This window comes from Candidatus Marifrigoribacter sp. Uisw_064 (assembly GCF_047730175.1).
Lineage (GTDB): Bacteria > Bacteroidota > Bacteroidia > Flavobacteriales > Flavobacteriaceae > Marifrigoribacter.
Window position 1 is genome coordinate 839,494 of sequence record NZ_CP159833.1, and the last position, 23,385, is coordinate 862,878.

The 23,385-nt window shown below is 32.3% G+C and carries 17 protein-coding genes; all 17 read right to left on the bottom strand.

The window, feature by feature from the left end; translation table 11 throughout:
- Window positions 1–25: 25 nt before the first annotated feature.
- A complete protein-coding gene (locus ABXT64_RS03800) occupies window positions 26–637 on the bottom strand; it encodes a cytochrome c oxidase subunit 3 (RefSeq protein WP_443634067.1) in 612 nt (203 codons plus the stop codon).
- Window positions 637–1,536: a heme o synthase gene (cyoE, locus tag ABXT64_RS03805; protein WP_443634069.1), complete on the bottom strand. Its 900-nt coding sequence runs from the start codon at window positions 1,534–1,536 to the stop codon at window positions 637–639. The genes ABXT64_RS03800 and cyoE overlap by 1 nt, the downstream gene beginning before the upstream one ends.
- Window positions 1,537–1,650: 114 nt before the next feature.
- The gene (locus ABXT64_RS03810) at window positions 1,651–3,735 is read right to left on the bottom strand and encodes a gliding motility protein RemB (protein WP_443634070.1); all 2,085 of its coding nucleotides are present in this window, start codon (window positions 3,733–3,735) and stop codon (window positions 1,651–1,653) included.
- Window positions 3,736–3,835: 100 nt separating this feature from the next.
- Entirely contained in the window at window positions 3,836–4,624 is a 789-nt protein-coding gene (locus ABXT64_RS03815; protein ID WP_443634071.1) for an energy transducer TonB, read from the bottom strand.
- Between the two features lie 116 nt (window positions 4,625–4,740).
- Window positions 4,741–5,460, bottom strand: coding sequence for an energy transducer TonB (locus ABXT64_RS03820; protein WP_443634073.1), 720 nt, complete (start codon window positions 5,458–5,460; stop codon window positions 4,741–4,743).
- A gap of 56 nt (window positions 5,461–5,516) precedes the next feature.
- Window positions 5,517–5,924 carry a VanZ family protein gene (locus ABXT64_RS03825; protein WP_443634074.1) on the bottom strand — a complete coding sequence of 136 codons (408 nt, stop codon included), beginning with the start codon at window positions 5,922–5,924 and terminating at the stop codon, window positions 5,517–5,519.
- Window positions 5,890–6,270, bottom strand: a complete 381-nt coding sequence (gene gcvH, locus ABXT64_RS03830; RefSeq protein WP_443634076.1) for a glycine cleavage system protein GcvH — start codon at window positions 6,268–6,270, stop codon at window positions 5,890–5,892. The genes ABXT64_RS03825 and gcvH overlap by 35 nt, the downstream gene beginning before the upstream one ends.
- 24 nt (window positions 6,271–6,294) lie before the next feature.
- Complete coding sequence (sov, locus tag ABXT64_RS03835; protein WP_443634914.1) at window positions 6,295–13,527, bottom strand: T9SS outer membrane translocon Sov/SprA; 7,233 nt, start codon at window positions 13,525–13,527, stop codon at window positions 6,295–6,297.
- A 66-nt stretch (window positions 13,528–13,593) separates the two neighbouring features.
- Entirely contained in the window at window positions 13,594–14,175 is a 582-nt protein-coding gene (ruvA, locus tag ABXT64_RS03840; RefSeq protein WP_443634078.1) for a Holliday junction branch migration protein RuvA, read from the bottom strand.
- Window positions 14,176–14,321: 146 nt separating this feature from the next.
- A complete protein-coding gene (queG, locus tag ABXT64_RS03845; RefSeq protein ID WP_443634079.1) occupies window positions 14,322–15,245 on the bottom strand; it encodes a tRNA epoxyqueuosine(34) reductase QueG in 924 nt (307 codons plus the stop codon).
- Between the two features lie 22 nt (window positions 15,246–15,267).
- Window positions 15,268–16,290 (bottom strand): Holliday junction branch migration DNA helicase RuvB, encoded by a 1,023-nt coding sequence (gene ruvB / locus ABXT64_RS03850; protein WP_443634081.1) that lies wholly within the window; start codon window positions 16,288–16,290, stop codon window positions 15,268–15,270.
- 140 nt (window positions 16,291–16,430) lie between these two features.
- Complete coding sequence (locus ABXT64_RS03855) at window positions 16,431–18,257, bottom strand: cytochrome c oxidase subunit I (protein WP_443634082.1); 1,827 nt, start codon at window positions 18,255–18,257, stop codon at window positions 16,431–16,433.
- Window positions 18,258–18,275: 18 nt separating this feature from the next.
- On the bottom strand, window positions 18,276–19,337 hold the full coding sequence (locus tag ABXT64_RS03860) for a cytochrome c oxidase subunit II (protein WP_443634084.1): 1,062 nt from the start codon (window positions 19,335–19,337) through the stop codon (window positions 18,276–18,278).
- Window positions 19,338–19,360: 23 nt separating this feature from the next.
- Window positions 19,361–20,719 carry a quinol:cytochrome C oxidoreductase gene (locus ABXT64_RS03865; RefSeq protein ID WP_443634086.1) on the bottom strand — a complete coding sequence of 453 codons (1,359 nt, stop codon included), beginning with the start codon at window positions 20,717–20,719 and terminating at the stop codon, window positions 19,361–19,363.
- Window positions 20,720–20,747: 28 nt separating this feature from the next.
- Window positions 20,748–21,392: a c-type cytochrome gene (locus ABXT64_RS03870; protein WP_443634087.1), complete on the bottom strand. Its 645-nt coding sequence runs from the start codon at window positions 21,390–21,392 to the stop codon at window positions 20,748–20,750.
- Window position 21,393: 1 nt separating this feature from the next.
- The gene (locus ABXT64_RS03875) at window positions 21,394–21,930 is read right to left on the bottom strand and encodes a DUF3341 domain-containing protein (protein ID WP_443634089.1); all 537 of its coding nucleotides are present in this window, start codon (window positions 21,928–21,930) and stop codon (window positions 21,394–21,396) included.
- Between the two features lies 1 nt (window position 21,931).
- Window positions 21,932–23,380 carry an NrfD/PsrC family molybdoenzyme membrane anchor subunit gene (gene nrfD, locus ABXT64_RS03880; RefSeq protein ID WP_443634091.1) on the bottom strand — a complete coding sequence of 483 codons (1,449 nt, stop codon included), beginning with the start codon at window positions 23,378–23,380 and terminating at the stop codon, window positions 21,932–21,934.
- Window positions 23,381–23,385 lie beyond the last annotated feature (5 nt).

The following is a 23,385-nucleotide window of genomic DNA, read 5'->3' on the forward strand; positions in this document are numbered from 1 at the left end:
AAAAGTCCAAAAATAAGCATATTTTTTATCTAACGAAATAGAAAAATAAAAACAAATAGATCCATAAAAAATCTACAAAATGCCAAAAAGTTGTTGCCAGTTCTACGCCCAGCGTATTTCCATTTGCATATTTCTGTTTATAATGATTATAAATTACCACTAAAACTGAAATCAAAGCAAAAATAATATGTGTTAAATGTAGTATTACTACTAAATATATAAACGAAGTTGTTATGGAACTTTCACTTCCAGTAAAATAATATCCATTAGAAATTATTTCAGAAAAACCTCTAAATTGAAGGTATGTAAATGAAATTCCTAATAGAAAAGTTATAATAAGAAGTATCATACCTCTTTTACTTTCTTTAGCAACAATACTCGTTTTTGCAAAATGTATTGTAATACTACTAAGGATGATAACAATTAAACTGAAGTAAAATGATTGAGGAATAACAAAATCTGTCAACCAATCTGGTCGTTCTTTACTTATTACATAAGCACTTGTTAATCCAGCAAAACTCATCCCTAAGCTTACAATACCAAACCACAACATCATTTTTTTAGCACGATGTACTTTTTTAATATCGTTTTGATTTTCTAGTATTTCCTCCATTTTTTCTTCTTCTAAATTGCTCATTATCTAATAAATTTATCTAATACATATATTATCTGCAATAAAGTTATATAACTTACACTAGCCAACATAAGTTCTTTTGCCACTTTATTGGTTCCTATTTTGTATAAACGTATTGCAAAATAGATAAATACTAGACCTAGAATTCCTATAATTATTCCTGAAAATGGCGTTAAGTATAAACGTCCTGTCACCCCAAAAACTGGTATTAAAGATGCTAGAAATGTCCAAATACTGTACAATACAATTTGTATTGCAGTACCTTTATCTGGTTTCCCTGTGGGAAGCATAAAAAATCCTCCTTTTTTATAATCTTCATATAAAAACCACCCTAAAGCCCAGAAATGGGGAAACTGCCAGAAAAATTGAATCATAAACAATGTTCCTGACTCAATTCCGAATTCACCTGTAGCCGCTACCCAACCAAGCATAAAAGGAATGGCTCCTGGAAATGCACCTACAAATACAGAAAGAGGTGTTCTTGTTTTTAAAGGAGTATATAAACTAACATACATAAATATGCAGATAGCTCCAAACATTGCTGTTATAGGGTTTATTAGATAAAGTGATGCTATTCCAGTACCGGTTAATAGAACTGCTATTATAAAAGCTGTATTTACTGACATTCTACCTGAAGGTATTGGTCTATTCTTTGTACGATTCATAAGTACATCTAAATCTTTTTCAATTATCTGATTGTAGACATTAGAAGCTCCGACCATACAGTAGCCTCCTACACTTAGTAATACTAGAATATAATAATCGATAGATTCGGCACCTAAAAAATAACCTGCAATAGAGGAGAACACAATACTTAAAGAAAGTCTGTGTTTTGTTACTTCTAAAAAGTTAGAAATAATAGATTTTTTTTCAATTTGCAACTGGGTATTCAACAAGCTCATCTTAAGTGGCGCAAAGATACAAACCTCTTTATTCTTTTCAATTTAAATATGATATTCTTATCGTTTTATTTATGCAAACTATCATAAAGATGTCGCTACATTAAAATAGTGCTCTTAGAAATCATTATACCAATTAAATAAATCGGTTCGTATACCAAAATTAAACCAGGTGGTTTGATTATCAAACGTAGTTGCAGTGTTGGTTAATGGTTGAAAATCTCTAAAAACAACACTCCCATATACTTTTAAATTGGTCGCTGGATTAATAAGGTATCCTACTTGGATTTCTGCATGAAAAAAATCGGTTGTATTTCCTTGTGCTAGTTCATTTCCATTATCTGCAGGTCGATTATCCTCAGTTCCATAAATATCACCTCCATAAAACAATGCATCTTCATCAGTATTAAACTCTAAACCTCTTTTCGCAATAATGAATTTAACATCTCCAAATATTCTTCCTCTTTGATATCTTGCAATTGCAATAAATTCTGAAAAATTTGCGCCCAAGGTATGCGCCATTGATTGATTATTATGACCGTAGTTTAACACTATTGAATTATGTGAGTAGGTATAAGGTCTAACTCTATTATACTCTGCTTGTAGATATAGTTTTTTTACACCAAAAGCATCGTAATATTTTACACCAACTTGATATCCTATTTTATTTTTATAACTTCCTTCTCCTCCAAATATATCACTCGTAGAAAATTCATCTATTATTAATTGAGAATAGGCATTAATCCGATCTGTAAATTTATATTTGGCGCTTAAACCTATAATTGCGTTCCCTCCCCTTGAGCCTGTAGAAAACTCAATGGCTCTATAAAAAATTATTGGATTTATATAATTAAAATCAAATCCTCTATTATTATCATTTTCCCAGATTACCGTCTCGAATAATCCAATATTTAAACGTTTCGAAATATTATAACTTAAATAATGATTCGCAATATATTTTGTTCTAAATGATCCGGACTCTGTAACTTCTGGACGAACATCTCGCAAAGACATCCATGTATTAGTATACTTTAACTTCCAAAAAGTAGTATTTACTTTTAAAAATGGATACGGACTTGCATTATCACTTAATAATAAGGAGCGATAACCGTCACCAATAAAATTTTTACCGTGCCCCAATTGAAAGTTTACCCATTTTGAAGGAGTATATGAAATATGACCTGTTGCAATTGGATAATCGTACGAGTCGCTTTTAAATGATTTCGCAATCCCCCTACCAGGAATAATAGCCGGGTTTCCACCATCAGGTTTAATGGATTCTGCAAAACGATTAAAATAGCCTGCAAATCTTCCTTGACTCTCTTGTATAGTTGCATAAAAACTAAACCCTTTTCCTAATCCTCCTTGAACATATACCATTCTGGTATTGTTATAGGTGTTTATATCTGCATCCGTGTCTTTCCCCATTTGTAAATCTACTCCAGGGTCTAAAGTCATCCAAAAATCTTTAGTAGCTAGAGTAACCATATGTTCATTCCACCATTTTTTACCTAACCAATTTGTCGTTTTTTTAGCAAGTTTATTATTTTCTTCTTCAAAATTATAATATTTATTTACTTCAGAATAAACAAAAGGTTTTTGAGCTGTATGATTATTTAAACCTACTTTATTAAGGTAAGGATCAAAACGACTGTAGTTTTGATGAGACAATGGGATGTTTATATTACTTCGAAATTCTTGGTTTGAATAGGGTAATTTTTCAATTGAATCGTATTCTAGTTTTAATAGATCTTGTCTTTTTTGTTCTAAAGAAATTTCTTCATCATTTCTTAGGGGTTCTTCTAATGGTATTTGAATAGGCAGCGTATACTGAACATATGCTGGGTTTCCATTATAGGTTGCCGGAGAAATTTTTGGAAGCATTCCAAATATTTTTTTTACTTCTTCCTTTAATTCATTATAGAAAGCATCTACATAGAGTATTTTAAAAGATCCTTCTTTGTCTACTTCAAAAAAGACTTCAACATTACCTTTATAATTTTCAGAAAAAACTACGTCGGGTGTTTTAAAATTCGCAAATACGAATTGTTGCAATGTATAGTTAAAACAATTTTCTAATTCTGAAATACTTTCTTCAGCACATTCTGTAAATACAGGATACTTCTCAAATTTATTTTGAGAGTTTTGAGAAAGCATAGAAATGGAAATAATAGAAATAAGAAATGAGGCAAATTTCTTCATTGTAAATAGGTCTTTTATTCTCGAAAGATACGGAATTTTTACAATGCTATCGTTTAAAAAAATCCCGTTCTCAGTATATGGGAACGGGGTTTTTAATTTTTTAATCTATATTAAATCTAATTGGTACTCTATAAATTACATCCACATTTGTATTCCCTTGTTTACCCGGCGTCATTTTTGGTAATTTACTGATCACTCTCGAAGCCTCCTTTATAAGAGATTGATGTTGCGCAATTGCTTTTACATCAACCACATCTCCGTTTTTATCAATTTTAAATTCAACATAAATAATATGTTTGGTTCCTGAATTTAAATCTGAAAAATTATCGGTCCGAAACTTACTTCTAATAAATAATTTTATATTAGTAGACATGCAGTCTATTTTTTCATTATTCTTTGTTAGAGATTCACAACCTGGAAACACTGGAGCAAATTCTACTCCTAAAACACTATGGGTTTTTTTCGTTTTAATATCAATTAATGGTTTAGTATCAACTATTATTACATTAGGTTCAATTTCAGTGGTCCCTAATTCTGTCTCTGTAATATTTGTATTAGGCACTACTGTAATTATAGTTGTCAGTATTGGTCTTTTAGGTACAACTAGTTTCCTTACCTTTTCCTTTACTGGAATTACTTTTGCTTTTTCAACCTCAAAATTAAGGTTTTCATTTTCATTCAATTCAAAAGGGTCTACTCTTGCTACTTCTCGTTGTACTGTTAAACCAAAAGTACTCTCCATGAGGAAGAAAACAGCTAGTAAACTAACGATAAGCCCAACTTGAAAAAAAAGTCTAGAATTCCAATTAATACTTACACTCTTTTTATCTTCTCTTTTTGAAAATGTTTTTGGATGGTCATTTGTCAAAATTTGTTTAGATGATTTCATAATATATATGTTTAAGAGTTAATATATATTATAGTAATACAAGGGTTATGCCAAAAAAAAATCCCGTTTCTAACGATACGTTAAAAACGGGATAAACTATTTTTTTTATATAAAACTTAATCCATTACTTGAAATAAGATTGGAAGTGAATATAATACACCTACAGATCTACCTCTTTGTCTTCCAGGTTGCATTTTGGGAAGCGCTCTTACAACTTTAACCGCTTCTTGTTCTAATTTTGGATGTGGAGCACGAGCACGAACATTTACAACATTTCCGTTTTTATCAATTTTAAATTGAACAGATATACGTTGTCTTCCTTCTAAGCCTAGATCTCCAGCCAATTCAGTATTGAACTTTTTATTTACGAATGCCGCAATTTTATCGGACATACATTTTTTCTTTGCATTATTGTTACCCGCATTTTCACAACCAGGATAAATCGGTACATTTTCAATAACTGCAAAAGGTACATCTGCAATTTCTTCTTCCATTGCCTCTTCAATCTCTTCAATTTCTACAATCTCCTCTTCTTGATTTGTTTCGGTAGACTCTATAATAGTTTCCTCTATTTCTTCTTCATCTTCAACAACTTCAATTTCTTCTGGAGCTGCAGGAGGTGGTGGAGGTGGTGGTGGAGGCAATTGATCAGTAATTGGGATATCCTCATCTAATTCATCACCAATATCAGCTAAACCAGTATCGATATCAGATCTATCATATGATTTATATTCAATGGCTTGCCAAGTTATTAATAGCATTAAAATCATTCCTAATTGGAAGAAAAGCATGCTTCTACGGTTTAAATCAGCTTTGGGATTTTTTTTAGGTTCCATAATAGAGTTTTAATAGTGTTGCTAAAATATACAAAATCTGTTGTAAATAAAATATTTCAAGAATTAAATCTGAATTTAAATTTTAAAAAAATTAAAACCCCTAATAATGTACCTACACTATTAGCTATAATATCTAGAAAATCAGCCATTCTTGTTTCTATAAACAACTGTTGTACTATTTCAATTATTATGCCATAAACTATACAGCTTAGCACTGTAATGGCTATTCGTTTTAAATTTATCACCCTATTATTATAGATGAAAATTACATTCAACCAAATAAAAACTAGGATTAAATGAATACTAAAATGCACTAATTTATCGATTGGAATAAAAAAATCGAAATGATTAATACTACCCATTGAAGGTAATAAAAAAGCTAATGTTATTAGGGAAGTATAAATTAATACCGCTCTTAATAAAATTTTCTTAGGCTCCAATGATAGTTTTATAAGCTTCCACATCTAGTAATTGGTCTACTTCTTCAGGATTACTAAATTTAATTTTAATCATCCAACCCTCACCATAAGGATCTGAATTCACTTTTTCTGGTTCAGACTCTAATGAATCATTAAACTCGACAATCTCTCCTGTAAGGGGTAGAAATAAGTCTGAAACTGTTTTTACGGCTTCTACTGTTCCAAAAACTTCATCAACATCTAAAGTTTCATCAAGAGTTTCTACTTCAACATAAACTATATCTCCTAATTCACCCTGCGCAAAATCAGTTATCCCAACAGTTGCTATATCACCATCAATGCTAATCCATTCGTGGTCTTTTGTATATTTTAAATTTGAAGGAACATTCATCTTTTAATTTTTTTAGTTAATTTTTTAGTTTCCAAAATTATATCTTAAGGTTATCCCACTTCTAATAGTTGTTTGTGGAAATGCTGTAGATATTGCATATTCAGAGAATGTATGATCATAATAAAACAATGCAGTAAGGTTTTTACTTAAGGCATAATCTGCTGTAAATTGAATACCATATAATGTTTGGCCAGCAGTTGTTTGATTATTTTCTAAATCTAAATATCTTATGATTGTTTTATTATCTCTTCTTGATAAGTCAAGTTTGAAATTTAAATCACTTTTTAGGACTTTCTTTTTTCCACCTAAATTAGTAGAAATTCGCAAGTCTTTTATTCTATACCCTAATCCAATAATAAATTCATTTCCTTGAATTTCAGTTAAAAGATTATTAGCAAAACTTAATGATAAAGCTCTATCTTTTCTTATTTCTGCTAAAATTTTAACAGAATTTTTCATTTCAAAATCAATTTTTATTAAAGGAGAAAATTGTTCTGTTAAGTTTACATTGGATAAGATAATTTCAGTTTTAAAGTTACCAGCTTGATCAACTGCATTTGGATTGTTCGTATCGAAATCTAAATTTGACTGAAACTGATTTACAGTATAACCAGCTCTATATCCATGTTGAATTGAGAAACGTTTAAATCGTTTTTTAAACCATTTAAGTTTCATTAAACCAGTATATTTTAAATCCCAATTAGGTAATGGAATATCTCTTAAGAATCCTGTTTTTTCGCTTGAAGCACTTGAACCTTTATATGCAGAAATAAACGCAGGCAATAATACATCCTGACTTGTTTTACCAAGACCAATTGGAAAACCATCATCGTCTAAGTTTGCAGGGTCACTGATATTAATCCCTCTTTTTTCCGCTAATCTATTTGCTACAATAAGTCTATTCGCTCTAAAATCATCAAAAGCTGCAGATCCATTTTCATCACTTTTAGAAAATGCAGTTTTTATTAATAAGGTAGAGATATTAAAGTTTCCAAATGTATTTGGTGTTAAGGATCTATATAGATCATCCTCTACAATGTAATTTTCTGAAAAGTTTTCAGAGAATACTCTATTACCGTTAAGGTCAATTTTTAATCCTGGAAGTAATTCAATATTTGCTTGAACATCTAATTGACGACTATCTACTTCAGTATATTGTTCATTAAATTCAGGATATAATGTTAACCACCCTTTACGAGCTGCTAAGTCTCTTACATTAGATTGACTTCCAAAAGTAAATCCAGCTGAAGGCCTTAAGGTTCCTATAAAACCTATCGAAGGCGTATACCCTGGTAAAAAGATACCTTTATTTTCCTGGTAGTTAATTTGAAATTTCTTTATTGATGTAGCAATTCCAATTAAAGTATTCATTGCCTGTTGACCTCCACTTAATGAATTTGAAGTAGAGGAAGATGCTGTCTTTGTACCTGCACTATCACCTGTTAAAGATTTACCAGCAGCAGCAGCGGGTTTTACTTTACCATCATTCTCTGCTCTCTTATTATTTCTAGTTTTATTTTTCTTAATTTTCTTAAGCCCTATGTACCTATAAAAACTTTTCATATCAATACTAGAATTGATACGGTGTGTACTTGCATTTTGAATTGAATTTCCTAAATCAAAGAAAGCAGGTTCTCCATTTTCATCTGGATTTGGAATATTGCTTAACAATTCACTTCCATCTTGCCATTGAAAATCACCTGTATATGAATAGGTTGCTCGAATAAACTTTAAAAATGGAAACTTTTTAAATGGTAAATCATAATTTACTTGTAATGATTGTGCATGCCTATTAGGATCTCCTATATCAAAGAATCCGTCCCAAACCCCCACTTCATTGTCTACGTTATAATCTATAGATCCATCTGTATTTACTTCTTCAGTGATATAATTATTAATGATTCTGTTATTTGATGAATCAAAATTAAAACGCAAGGAATTTGTTAGGTTATAATTAATCGTATACTGCCAATCAAATAAATAATTACGTTGAAATAATGTAGGTACTCCAATATTTCCATCAGCTAAATTAAACTCTCTAAATTTTTGTTCATTGTATTGACGAACAATACTTGAGTTTACTGAAATATTAGAAGGCGCATAATTAAAGTTTAAATCCTTTAAGAACTGCCAGTATTTTCCATTAAATATGGAATCATTTTTCTTGAATGGTTCCACTATTTTTGGGGTAAAATTATAATTATAAGTAGCCCCTACTCTTACATTTTTATCTACCGCATCTTCAATTTCAAAATCATGATGATCAATTTGATTATATGAATACGAAAAAGTTAAATTTTCAACATCATACATTCTTGGTTTTGAATCTCCAGTTCTATCTTTTCTAACACCAATAAAGTTGATGCTTTGTCGTTTTGTATAATCTACAGATTGTTCTTTAACTCTATCTTTTTCAACATTATCTGAAATTCCATCTAACCTTGCATCTAATTCAATATCTTGAAATTCTGGATCGTATTGAGGAGTAATTAATTCTTCTGAGCGTCCATAATTAAATGGTAATTGGATTCCCCATTTTTTTGGCAATAATTGACCTAAATTCAAATTAGTAACTACGTCATATAGCTGTACATCTTCACGACTTCTTTCATTAGGACCTTGCTCGATTGAACCAAACCCTATGGTGCTTCTTCTTCCTGCAGCACTAATGGTTGCAAAGTCGGCAATATTAGCATCCATGCTTGCAATTGCAGCCCATCCACCTTGATTTTTTAATTCTGAAAGACGTAACTCATTGAACCAAACTTCTCCACAAACGTCTTCATTTGTTAATGAGTTTTTCATCCCTAACATGATGGTACGTACATTACCAAAACTTGGGTTTCCTTTAATACCAATTCTTAGCTCATTTTCTGGACCTGAATATCCCGTAGTTAATCTATCATCTGATTGACTTATATAAGATATTCCAGTAATAGGATCCGCTTCTAATCCTCCTCCTAAAACAAGTGATTTTACTTCTTGAAGTAATTTTAATGGTAGATTAATTCGGTTTTCAACAGGCCAAATCTCTTGAGGATCAGATGTTCCTTGAGTATTTGTATCAATTGGAATATCTGTTGGATTTAATGGAATTTCCACTTCATAGAAATTTTGAGATAAATCATTTCCTATTCTAATAAACGCAACCATATCGCCATCTTCAATTCTAGAAGGACAACTATTATCATCTATAGGTTCGGCATGGATAAATAGCTCTAAATTTTCGTATTGACGCATATCAATACTATAATTTTTATATACTCCACGACCATCACCCCCTTCTAAACCTTTTACTCTTAATGATAAAGATTGTTCATTTTGACGAATTAAATTATTATTATTATTTAATTCTTCTCTAATTACTCCTGGAGGTAGTCTATAAGGAATTGGAGCTCTATTTTCGTCTTCTTCTATACTTACTGCTCTATTTTCAAAAAAGGTATCATCATCATCAGGATCATCTCCTAATAAGTCTAATGTTTGAGTATATCTTCTGTAATCACCTCTAACTAAATCTAAAGTACCAAAACGTAATATAGTGGATTCTTCAAACCCTGACATATACATACGCATAAAACGAATTGATCTAAAATCTGCTGCTCCATTAATAACATCTGTTGGTTCACTGATTGGAATTTTAAATTGAATCCATCGTACAGGAATTACATTATTATCTTGAGTAGTTACATCAAGCTCTTTAATTTGAGCTACAAATGGATCATTTACTGTTAAACCATCTTTAAAATCTATTTCATATTCGAAATAACTATCAATCGTATTCATCGAATTGTCACGGTTGATATCTTCAACATCAGGTTGTGAAGTTGAACCTCTATCTGTATCTGATAATTCAACAGGTGAATTCCCTTCTACTCCATTATACCTTTTATAACGATTAACAATAGATCCTTCAGCTTGTAAAAAGTATTGGTAGTTATCTCTTGCAGGGTCATCTCCTCCAAACTGTGAAACTATTGAGTTAATGGTTGGATTTGGGTCACTTGATTCATCAACATCACCTTCACCATCATACCCAACATCTTGATTGGTTCTTTGTTGTCCTTCAGTATCGAAGGCATACACTAATGATTGACTTGTAGGTACTTTACCCCACTGTGTTGGTAATGTATTTGCTGAACCACCATCTTCTGGTAATCCATTTTCATATTGCTTTCTACCATCCTTTAATACATCTTCTGAAATATTTCCTAAATTGAAGAATATTTTTCCACTCCCCTGACTGTCATCATGCTCATAAGGATCCATTACCCAAAACTCGATAAATTCTACATTTGAACGTTCAAAATCTGTCGTTGTTAATTGCCTTGAAATACCTGCAAAATTATCTTGAGGATTTGGTAAAGTATTTGAATCTCCATCTGCTAATGCATCTGGATTAAAGTTATAAGGTCCACGTTCACTCGGATTATAAGCTAAATCTAATGTAAATAATGCCTGCGTTTGTCCTTGTACAATATCTTGATTTGGAAATATTTCATCTCTAAAGACTCTTCTTGTAAATGGTGAAGAAAGGTCTTCATCATTTATCCCACCTGGTCTTTGACTACTATAGAATACTGGGTCAATTGTGTACCAAGATAAACCAGCCCTTTTATAATTATACGCTAAGCTATTAGGATCATTTACTAATTCACCTCCAAAATTAAAAGGAGCACTAGATAAGAACCAACTTTGTGGTGAACTTATATCTAATTCTGTTTGGGCAGCTTCAAAGTCATCAACATACACCGTAGTTTTTCCATCAAAATCAGCCACTTTTGGAGCGCCTGGTAACAAGTATGCAAACTCACCTCGTAAAGAAAGATTAGATTCTACATCTGTATCTATATTTGGTAATTTATTTACTAACCTTGTTAAAAAAGGAACCTGTGTAGAATAAGTAGCATTAAAACCTAATATTGTATTATTAATTGGTTCTGCATTATAAGTAGACTTCTGAGTTAAAGGGCGTTCATTTAAATTTAAATATGTAGCTCCTATTTGGAAGTTTTCATTAAACTTATGTTCTACATTTAGCCCTGTAAATCGTTTTGTCTGCTGACCAAATAAAGTATTATTTTCAGTAGTAATATTAATAGGAGTATTTGAATTTTGAAGGGATGGATCTAATATCTGAACTCTTCCTAATTGGTAATTTACAGTATAATCTACACCTTCAACTAAAGTTCTACCTCCTGCCGTAACAGTCACAGACCCTTGAGGTACATTAAACGCTCCAATAGAAATTCCATCAGAACCTGTTGATTTATAAGAACCTTTTAATTGAAATTTATTTTTATCACTATCCTCTTGTTCTGCTTGCGTTTTTGTCGAAGTATATAATGATCTATACACATACTTATTCTGATTTGCATTATAAGTAGTAGGATTATCATAATCTTCTGGACCTCCAATTGTAGTATCCAATTTCTCAAATAAATGAGATCCAAAAGGCTCAATGGTTGTAAATATTATTCGTCCATTTTGAGAGTCGACTGTGACACCATCAATAAAATCGAAGAATCCATCACCTTCCTGCTGTGGATCATTATTAAAGTTTAAACGATCTAAATTAAATACTCTAAGTAACGTTGTATTATCTACGTCTTCTGGCAACTCTGTTTCCGGAAAACCAACACTTTCAGTTGCTTTTGTAATAAAGTTTAATGGGGACGGATCTGTATAAAGTATATTTAATCTAAAATCTTCCCGTTCTAATTGAAAAGCGCCTAAAGGATAGATATTTTTCATCATGATATCCCAAATAGGTTCTTGTACATTTGTGATACTACTCTTAAGAAGTTTTACTACAAGATTTTGAGGTATTCCATCTATTTGATCATCTTCTCCTTCATTAATTGTTCCTCCTGTTGCATCTATTCCATCATTAGAAAACTCTCCTACTTGATACACATTTCCATTTACTGTAAATTGGAACGACACACCTAAAATTTCATCATTACTTAATCGTTGATTTAATGAAATATATCCTAATCGACTATTAAGCTCATATTCATTTTGGCGTAATTTTCTGGCATTTTCAAGTCCAACGTAATCAAGACCATCTCTTACTTGAACGCCAGTAAAACCAGATTGAACTGTCGCTACATCTCTAATCGCTGGATTTAAAATACTTTGAACTGAAGGGTTATCTATTCCAAAAGGGTTAAAGTCATTATTTGAGTTATCTGGAAATGCAGTACTTGCGCTATTAATAAAACCTCCAGGAAGAACAGGCAATCCAATGTTTGTTGCATCCGATTCACCTATATCTTGAACAGCTACAATATTCCTTACGTTCTCAATACTATTATTTCGATTGGTAATCCAAACTTCAGCTCTTGTAATTTGAACGTTCGTATTTATAAAAGGATATTGTTTTAGATTTTTATCGTAATTATCTCTAAAAAAATGTGCTAAGAAAAAGTGACGATTATCATCATAATCTAATGCAAAAATATCAAATTCTGTTACTGTTGCTCCTCCCTGAGCTACGACAGATCGGGTTTCGGATTTTTGTTCAGAAAACACACCCGTAATGGTAGTTTTTCCAAATTGCAATTCGGTTTTTACTCCAAATAAGCTTTGTGCTCCTTGGATTAATGAACTATTTAATGGCAAGCTTACATTACCCACTTCAATTTTTCGAATTATATCATCTTCGGTAGGCGTGTATTCTAATTTTATTTGGTTTTGAAAATCAAAGGTAGATTGAGTGTCATAATTCGCTGTAATTTGAAGTCGTTCACCTACTTTTCCAAGTAAACTTAAGCTAATTCGTTGCTCAAAATCAAAAGTTAAATTTTTTCTGTTTCTTGGTGAAAAAGCTGGATTATCTTGTTTAGAGAATAACACCCCTAAATCCATTTCCACACTACCTTGTGGGATAACTTCAATGGTATTTCCGCCAAATATTGATTCAAAGAAGTTAGAATTGATATAAAATGTGGGTAAAAGATTTTTTTGTAATTCTTCAGCCCCTTCTTTTCTACCATCTACTGCATCTATTTTCTCTTTAAAATAAGCCTTCATTTGCTCTTTTAATATTAAGGCCTGATATTCTTCAGGAGTTAGTATTAAAGGATAGGAAATGGTAAAACTCCCTAACATTCTTGTATATATATATCGTTCCGTAATAGGATCGTAGGTATACAAATCTTGAATGCTTGTAGGTGTAGGAAGATCTAATCTTCCCATTGAAAATCCTGTGCTAGTTGAATCTTGTGCCTGTGTAACAGTAACAGTACTAGACATTATACTTAAAACTAAAATTAGCTTAAAAAAGCTATGCTTGAAATCGTATTTTTTTGCGTTCAAATTTTACAAATTTTTTAAAGCCAGTTTTATAATAGTTTCTACAGAAGCATTTGGATCTTGCGCATAAATTTTATCACAAACTCTTTCCGCTTGTTTACGAACAAAACCTAATGTTTCCAATGCTGATAACGCTTCAATTTTATTGGTATTGCTTGAAACGTTAGAAACATCATCTAAACCGTATACTTTCAATATTTTATCTTTTAAATCCAATACCACGCGTTGTGCAGTTTTTGAACCAATTCCTTTAACTGATTGTATGGTTGCTATATCATTTGATGCTATAGCTTCCTTTACTTGTTCTGGATTTAATGAGGACAACATTGTTCTTGCTATACTAGCCCCAACTCCAGATACTGATATTAATAGCTTAAAAATTTCTCGTTCAACTATACTTGAAAAACCATATAATACATGCGCATCCTCTCGAACCTGCAAATGTGTAAATAATTTTACATTTTCACTCGTAGGGATATGTGAAAATGTATGCAGCGAGATATTAATAAAATACCCAACACCATTACAGTCTATTACTACATCGGTAGGATTTTTTTCAATTAATCTTCCCTGAATATGGGTAATCATCGGCTATCTATAGTTGATGCCCCAAATATAATATAAAAATTGTATCTGCCATAGCTGTAAATGCTAAATTCTTAAAGCTAGTTTAGGGCTTATTCTTGTTATTTTTTTCTTTCCTCTTTTTATTGAACATCACCCATCAATATTTTCTAACTCTTTAAAAAATTTATGTTTCTAAGCAAGCCTGAATATTTTGTTCTTTTTACTGCGCTTTTCTGAAAGATTTCTTGAAAAACTTCCTGTGTTATTTCTTCCCATTCTTTCTTCGACTTACTTAAAAGTTCTGGATTAGGGTTAAATAAAGGCTCCTTATGAGATTGACTAAAACGGTTCCAAGGACAAACATCTTGACAGATATCACATCCAAACATCCAATCATCAAGTTTACCTTTTACTGAAGAAGGCATTTCATTTTTTAATTCAATAGTGAAATACGAAATACATTTACTTCCATCAACTACATAAGGATCTACAATTGCATCAGTTGGACATGCATCAATACATGCAGTACAACTTCCACAATGGTCCGTAATTGGAGTATCATATTCTAACTCTAAATCGATTATTATTTCAGCAATAAAATAAAACGACCCAACTTGTTTCGTTAATAAATTACTATGTTTCCCTATCCAACCTAATCCACTTTTTGCCGCCCAAACTTTATCCAACACGGGTGCTGAATCTACAAAAGCTCTTCCATGGACTTCGCCTATTTCTTCTTGAATGAAATTTAAAAGATGTTTTAGCTTGTCTTTTATTACAAAGTGATAATCGGTTCCATACGCGTATTTTGAAATTTTATAACTCTCCTCATTCTGGATTTCAGCAGGAAAATAATTCAATAAAAGTGACACAACACTTTTTGAGTCTGGAACTAATAATGTTGGATCTAAGCGCTTATCGAAATGATTTTCCATGTAGCTCATTTCGCCATGCATATTCTTGTTGAGCCATTTTTCCAATCGAGGTGCTTCTTCTTCTAAAAATTCAGCTTTGCTTATACCACAAGACAAAAAACCGAGGCGTTTGGCTTCAGATTTTATTAGTTGGGTATAATTTGAAATAGGGTTCACGAAATTTTATTTTTAAAACTTCCTAAAATAAACCTCCTTGCGTAGGCCCTTTTATTTTGCCTAAATGTTTGTAAGCAGCTTCTGTAACTTCACGACCTCTAGGTGTTCGCATGATAAAACCTTGTTGGATTAAAAAAGGTTCATACACTTCTTCAATGGTTTCAGTACTTTCAGAAACAGCTGTTGCAATAGTGCTAATACCTACAGGACCACCTTTAAATTTTTCAATAATGGTCGTAAGGATTTTATTATCCATTTCATCCAAACCATGTGCATCAACATTCAAAGCTTCTAATGCGTATTTTGCAATAGCAATATCTATAGTACCATCTCCTTTTATCTGTGCAAAATCTCTCACTCTTCGCAATAAAGCATTTGCGATACGGGGAGTACCTCTACTTCGACCTGCGATCTCTATTGCAGCTTCCATACTAATTGGCACATCCAATATTGTAGCACTTCGCTGTACAATTGTGGTTAATAATTCGGTTTTATAATATTGTAATCTTGAAGTAATTCCGAAGCGAGCTCTCATTGGAGCAGTTAATAAACCTGATCGTGTTGTTGCTCCAACTAGTGTAAACGGATTTAAATTAATTTGTACCGAACGTGCATTAGGTCCAGACTCAATCATAATATCGATTTTATAATCCTCCATAGCAGAATATAAATATTCTTCAACTATCGGACTTAAACGATGGATTTCGTCAATAAATAAAACATCTCTTTCTTCAAGATTGGTTAATAAACCGGCTAAATCACCGGGTTTATCTAATACGGGTCCAGAGGTTACCTTTACATGAACGTCTAGTTCATTTGCTAGTATATAAGCTAAGGTAGTTTTACCTAAACCCGGAGGGCCATGAAAAAGTGTATGATCAAGTGCTTCTTCTCTTTGATTAGCGGCTTGAACAAATATTTTCAGGTTTTCTAAAATCTGATCTTGTCCTGTAAAATCATCAAAAGTAAGAGGGCGCAATTTACGCTCCATATCTATTTCTTCTGGCGAAAAATCTTCTGAATTAGGATCAAGGTTTTCATTCATAAAACAAATATACAAATCGAATGCTACCATAAATAATAAAAAAGTACAATTCAGGTTGCTAAAACCAAAAAAGACCCTTTCAAAAATGAAAGGGTCTTTTATTTAAAATATTGTGAGATTCCTACTTCCGCAGGAATTTTTTAATGATCTAATACTTCTTCATTGTCTTGTATAGGTACATTTTGTGGCACATAATCTTGCCCAACTATAACATAGTCATTACCATCTTTATCTAACTTACTATAATCGTAAGGACCACGATATACTTCAGGAATTGGTCCATCCCAGTTTCCGTGTACATGCTTTACTTCAGCAGTCCATTCTAGTGTCGTAGATTTCCAAGGGTTTTTAGGTCCTTTCTTTCCATTAAATATTGAGTTGATAAAATTATAAATAAAGAATAATTGTCCAATTGCAGCAAAGAATGCAAATAAAGTAATTACCACATTTACATCGGCTAAATCATCGAAGTAAGGGAAGTTTGTATTTGTATAATAACGTCTTGGAAGTCCAGCCATTCCAATAAAATGCATTGGGAAGAAAACTCCATAAGCACCTATAGCCGTAATCCAGAAATGTAAATACCCTAATTTTTTATTCAGCATTTTACCTTCAAACATTTTAGGGAACCAATGATATACACCGGCTAGTAATCCATACAATGCTGATATTCCCATTACAAGGTGGAAGTGAGCAACCACAAAATAAGTGTCATGAACATTAATATCTAAAGCACTATCTCCTAAAATAATCCCTGTTAAACCACCAGAGATGAATGTTGAAACAAATCCAATTGAAAACAACATCGCTGTATTCATTTGTAAGTTTCCTTTCCAAAGAGTGGTAATCCAGTTAAAAGCTTTTACCGCTGAAGGAATTGCAATTAATAAGGTTGTAAATGTAAATACGGACCCTAAGAAGGGGTTCATTCCAGTAATAAACATATGATGACCCCAAACAATTGTTGAAAGGAAAGCAATCGCTAATATTGAAGCAATCATCGCACGGTACCCAAAAATAGGTTTTCGTGAATTGGTTGCTAGAACTTCTGAAACAAGTCCCATGGCTGGAAGAATAATAATATATACTTCGGGATGTCCTAAAAACCAGAAAAGGTGTTCAAATAATACAGGTGAACCACCTTGATTATGCAATACTTCCCCTGCAATATAAATATCTGAAAGGAAGAAAGAAGTTCCAAAACTTCTATCCATGATTAACATTAAAGCTGCTGAAAGTAATACAGGGAATGAAACTACACCAATTATAGCCGTTACAAAGAAAGCCCATATTGTTAAAGGTAGTCTAGTCATAGACATTCCTTTAGTTCTTAAGTTTATTACAGTAACTATATAGTTTAATGATCCTAATAAGGAAGAAGCAATAAATATTGCCATAGAAACTAACCAAAGAGTCATTCCTGTTCCTGCTCCAGGCATTGCTTGGGGCAATGCACTTAATGGAGGATATATTGTCCAACCTACAGATGCTGGTCCTGCTTCAACAAATAATGAAAGCAACATTACAATACTAGATAGGAAGAATAACCAATATGATACCATATTAAGAAACCCTGATGCCATATCACGTGCTCCAATTTGTAGTGGAATTAATAGGTTACTAAAAGTTCCACTTAAGCCCGCTGTTAACACAAAAAATACCATTATAGTACCATGGATTGTAACTAAAGCAAGATACATATTAGGGTCCATAACGCCATCTTCAGCCCATTTTCCTAAAAATATTTCATATACAGTAAATTGTTTATCCGGCCATGCTAATTGCAGTCTAAAAAGCAATGACATTGCAATACCAATAAATGCCATAAACAAACCTGTAATCAGGTATTGTTTAGAGATCATTTTATGATCTTGGCTAAAGATATATTTTGTTATAAATGTCTCTTTATGATGATGTCCATGGTCATCGTGATGATCTACTGCTAGTTCGTTTGAGTTTGCTGACATATCTCTAATTACTGTTATTTATTTTTTTAAAGTTGATGCCACAGTTGCTTGTTCAGCTAACCATGCTTTATACTCTTCTTCTGTTTCTACTACAATTTTCATTTGCATATTGTAGTGATTACTTCCACATATTTTATTACAAAGTAGCATATAATCAAATTCATATACTTCTAAAGCTTCTTCCCCTTTTTCTTGTAACAAAATACTTTTCTTTCTTCTAATTTTATTAATCCTTCCAACTTTCGCAACTACATCATCTTGCAAACGCATTTCTTCCGTTGTAACTGTTGGAGTAAATCCGAACTGAGTTATCATTCCAGGAACACAATTCATTTGTGCTCTAAAGTGAGGCATAAAAGCAGAGTGTAATACGTCTTGCGAACGCATTTTAAATAATATTTTTTTACCTTTAGGTAAATGCAATTCATTTACAATTATATCATCTTGTGCATTTATATCAGAAACATCAATCCCTAGTTGATTTACGCCTTCAATTAAACGTACATTAGCTTTACCTAAAGAATTATCTTCACCTGAGTATCTAGCTCTCCAATCAAATTGATATGCATATAATTCAATAACAATTGGATCATCATCTTCATCAACATACATAATGTCTGTCCATGTAAATAATCCATAGATAATTAAAGCCGCTAAAACGATTACCGGGATAATGGTCCAGATGAATTCTAATTTATGGTTATCAACATAGTATAATGCTCTATAGCCTTTTTTTCCTCTATATTTAAATGCAAAATAAAACAACAACCATTCTGTAAATATCCCTACTACAAATATTAATACCATAGACACTAACATAAGTTGGTCTATTTCCACCCCATGTTCTGAAGCTGAAACGGGCAATAGAACGTCACCCCATAACCAAAAACATGCGATTAAAAGAGCATACATAAATATGACAAAACCTAACATTAAATATCCATTAAGGCTATTGTCTTTGTCTGATGAAATTTCTGAAGTATTGTCTTGCTCTGGCTTAGATAATTGAAATATCTTATTCATTTGCCAAACAGCAACTCCAAAAAGAATGATTACTAAAACTACTAAAAATGCGGTCATCGTTGTTTATTCTATAATTGTAATTAATAATGATATTGTTTACTTTCCTTAATAAATGGATTGTGTTTTGCTATTAAAGGTTGTTTTGTTAATGCTGTAAATACTACATACACAAACAATCCAAAGAAAAATAACATTGCCCCAATTTCAGGTAAACCGATATACCATGAAGTTCCAACTGTTGCAGGCATAACCATTACAAAAAGATCTACATAATGTCCTGCAAGAATAACAATTCCTGTTAAAACAACAAACCAATTTACTCTTTTATAGTCACTGTTCATAAGCAATAATAAAGGAAATATAAAATTCAATGCTAGCATTCCAAAGAATGGAAGATTATAATCTTCAATTCTGGTAACAAAATAAGTTACCTCTTCTGGAATATTTGCATACCAAATAAGCATGAATTGTGAGAACCATAAATAAGTCCAAAAAATACTAAAAGCAAACATGAATTTTGCTAAATCATGTATATGACTGTCATTAACAAATTCTAAATATCCTTGTGCTTTTAATACGATTGTTATTAGCGCAATTACTGTGATTCCACATACCATCATTCCAGCAAATACATACCATCCATATAAAGTACTAAACCAGTGTGGATCGAAACTCATTAGCCAATCCCATGACATTATAGATTCAGTATAGATAAAGAATACTAAGAAACCCGCTGCAATTCTAAAATTCTTTTTAAAATAGCGATTATCCTCCGCTGTATCATCTAAAATTGAAAACTTTCTAGAGTAATGACGGTATAAATTCCAACCTAATAAAAAGATTGCTGCTCTAATTAAGAACCATGCTTTATTTAACCATCCACTTTTTCCGTCAATTAATTTATCGTATTTATCGCTTTCAGGATTTATTAAATCTGGATCCATCCAATGAAATATATGATTCACATCCATTACTGAAAGTGATAATAATATTAATATTATAACAGAAGCCCAAGGCAAGTATGCCGTTATCGCTTCCATCACTCTAAATAAAACAGGTGACCATCCTGCTTGCGATGCATATTGAATAGCATAAAAGGCTAAAACACCTAATGAAATCATAAAAAAGAAAAAGGAAGCAATATAAATTGCGGACCAAGGTCTATTTTGCATTTGATGCATTATATGCTCGTAATGAGCTTCATCATCATGAGCATCATCTCCATGAGGAACTTCACCTCCATGTGTGCCCTCTACAGCATCATGTCCATCATTAGAACTAGCTTCTAAATTATGATCATCACCATGACCAGATGCCATCATTTCCTTAACTTCTGCTGTTGTTTTAGGAGTACTAAGAAACCCAGAAACAATTCCTAAGGCTCCAGTAACCATAAAAATGATCGCAAAAAGTTTTAATTTACTAGGTAGCGTATACATATCTTTAGCTCTTCTCTTAATTTTTTATTTAATGCTCGTTGTCTGAATGAATTTCTTCAGAACCAATTTCAACTTCTTCTGAGACTTCTTTTGTTAATTCTAATAACGATTCTCCATTTAAGGTTGCCTTTAAGTTTAAGACATGCATCGTAATTTGCCAACGTTCTTTTTCGTTGGTTTGAGAAGCATATGAACCCATAGAATTTAATCCAAACATTTGTACATGATAGGTTCCTCCTTCAGTAATATTTCTACCCGCATCTGCATAACTTGGAATTCCTAAAATCTTTTCACGTTGTACTAAAATTCCTTGTCCATCTCCAGCTTTACCATGACAAACAGCACAATAAATATTGTACATTTTCTTACCTTCTTCTAAGTTTTTTTCAGTTACTGCTAGAGGATTTTTTAATTCCGCTTTAGCTAACTCAAGTCCTGCTGTTGAATTTTCATAATCATAAGGCATCCAACCTCTTGGAATTGACCCTTCAGCGGGCAACATTGCTTCTTGTCCATCTTTAAATACTTCTATATCATAATCACCGTAGGCTTCATATCCAACTGGCTCATACATATTAGGCATGTATTGATAGTTTCGATTATTATTATTAAAACAAGAAACCAAACTTACTGAAGCAATTATTACAATTGCAATGTTTAATAACTTTTTCATATTAGTGATCTTCATCATTTTCAATTAAACTTATTTCTATCGCTCCGGTAGAAGTTAAGAAATCTGAAACAGTTTTCACATCATGTTTCCCAGCATCAACTGCCATTAAAAAATGATCATCTGTTGTTCTTACATCTGGATTTTCTGCTTTTTTAAATGGCCATAATTTACTTCTCATATAAAAAGTTATAACCATTAAATGTGCTGCGAAAAATACAGTTAATTCAAACATTATTGGAACAAAAGCAGGCATGTTTTCTATATAACTGAAACTTGGCTTACCCCCAATATCTTGAGGCCAGTCTTGAATCATAATAAAATTCATCATTACAATTGCAACTGTAAAACCAACTATTCCATATAAAAATGCAGTAATAGCAATTCTAGTATCTGCAAGTCCCATCGCTTTTTCTAGACCATGTACTGGGAAAGGTGTATATATTTCCTCAATATGATAATGTTCATCTCTTACTTGCTTTACAGCATGTAATAAAATGTCGTCGTCGTTATAAATAGCGTGAATTACTTTCGAAGCCATATTAACTGTTTTTAGATTTTGTTGATGAATCTGAACCAAATTCATCATAATGCTTTACATCATCTCCATGTTCTGCACGAAGATTTTTATATTTTGACCCTGAACCTTTCAGTATAGATTTTACTTCTGCTTGAGCAATTACTGGGAATGTCCTAGCGTATAATAAAAATAACACAAAGAAGAATCCTATCGTCCCAATAAAAATTCCTATTTCAACAAATGTTGGCGAGAACATTGACCATGATGATGGCAAGTAATCTCGGTGTAACGAAGTAACAATAATTACAAAACGCTCAAACCACATACCAATATTTACGACTATCGATATAAAAAATGAGAACATTATACTAGTCCGTAATTTTTTAAACCACATAAATTGAGGTGAAAATACATTACAAGACATCATAGCCCAGTACGCCCACCAATAGGGGCCCGTTGCTCGATTTAAGAAGGCATATTGTTCGTATTCAACACCAGAGTACCATGCAACAAATAGCTCTGTTATGTAGGCGACCCCAACAATAGAACCCGTAAGCATAATTACAATGTTCATTAATTCGATATGTTGTAGTGTAATATAGTTTTCTAGGTTTGATACTTTACGCATGATTATTAACAGCGTATTAACCATCGCGAAACCAGAGAAAATTGCTCCAGCAACAAAGTAAGGAGGGAAAATAGTCGTATGCCATCCTGGTATTACTGAAGTTGCGAAATCAAATGATACAATGGTATGCACAGATAGTACTAAGGGTGTTGCTAATCCTGCTAAAACAAGAGAAACTTCTTCAAAACGCTGCCAATCTTTAGCACGCCCACTCCATCCAAATGCAAGGATACCGTAGATCTTTTTATTAAAAGGAGTAATTGCTCTATCACGAATCATTGCAAAATCTGGCAATAAACCTGTCCACCAGAATACTAATGATACCGATAAATAAGTAGAAATTGCGAAAACATCCCAAAGTAAAGGGGAGTTAAAGTTTACCCATAAAGATCCAAATTGATTAGGAATAGGTAATACCCAATATGCTAACCATGGGCGGCCCATATGGATAATCGGAAATAACCCTGCTTGAATTACTGAGAAAATTGTCATTGCCTCAGCAGAGCGGTTAATACCCATTCTCCATTTCTGACGGAATAATAATAATACCGCGGAAATTAGTGTTCCTGCGTGACCAATTCCTACCCACCAAACAAAGTTGGTGATATCCCAGGCCCAGTTAACAGTTTTATTTAATCCCCAAGTTCCAATACCTGTGGAAACTGTATAAACAATACATCCAATACCCCATGAAAATGCAAGTAAGGCTATTGTAAAAACAATCCACCAAGCTTTATTGGCTTTTCCTTCTATAGGAGCAGCTACATCTACCGTGATATCATGGTATGATTTATCTCCAGTAACTAAGGGTTGTCTAATAGGTGCTTCGTAATGCGACGCCATATCTT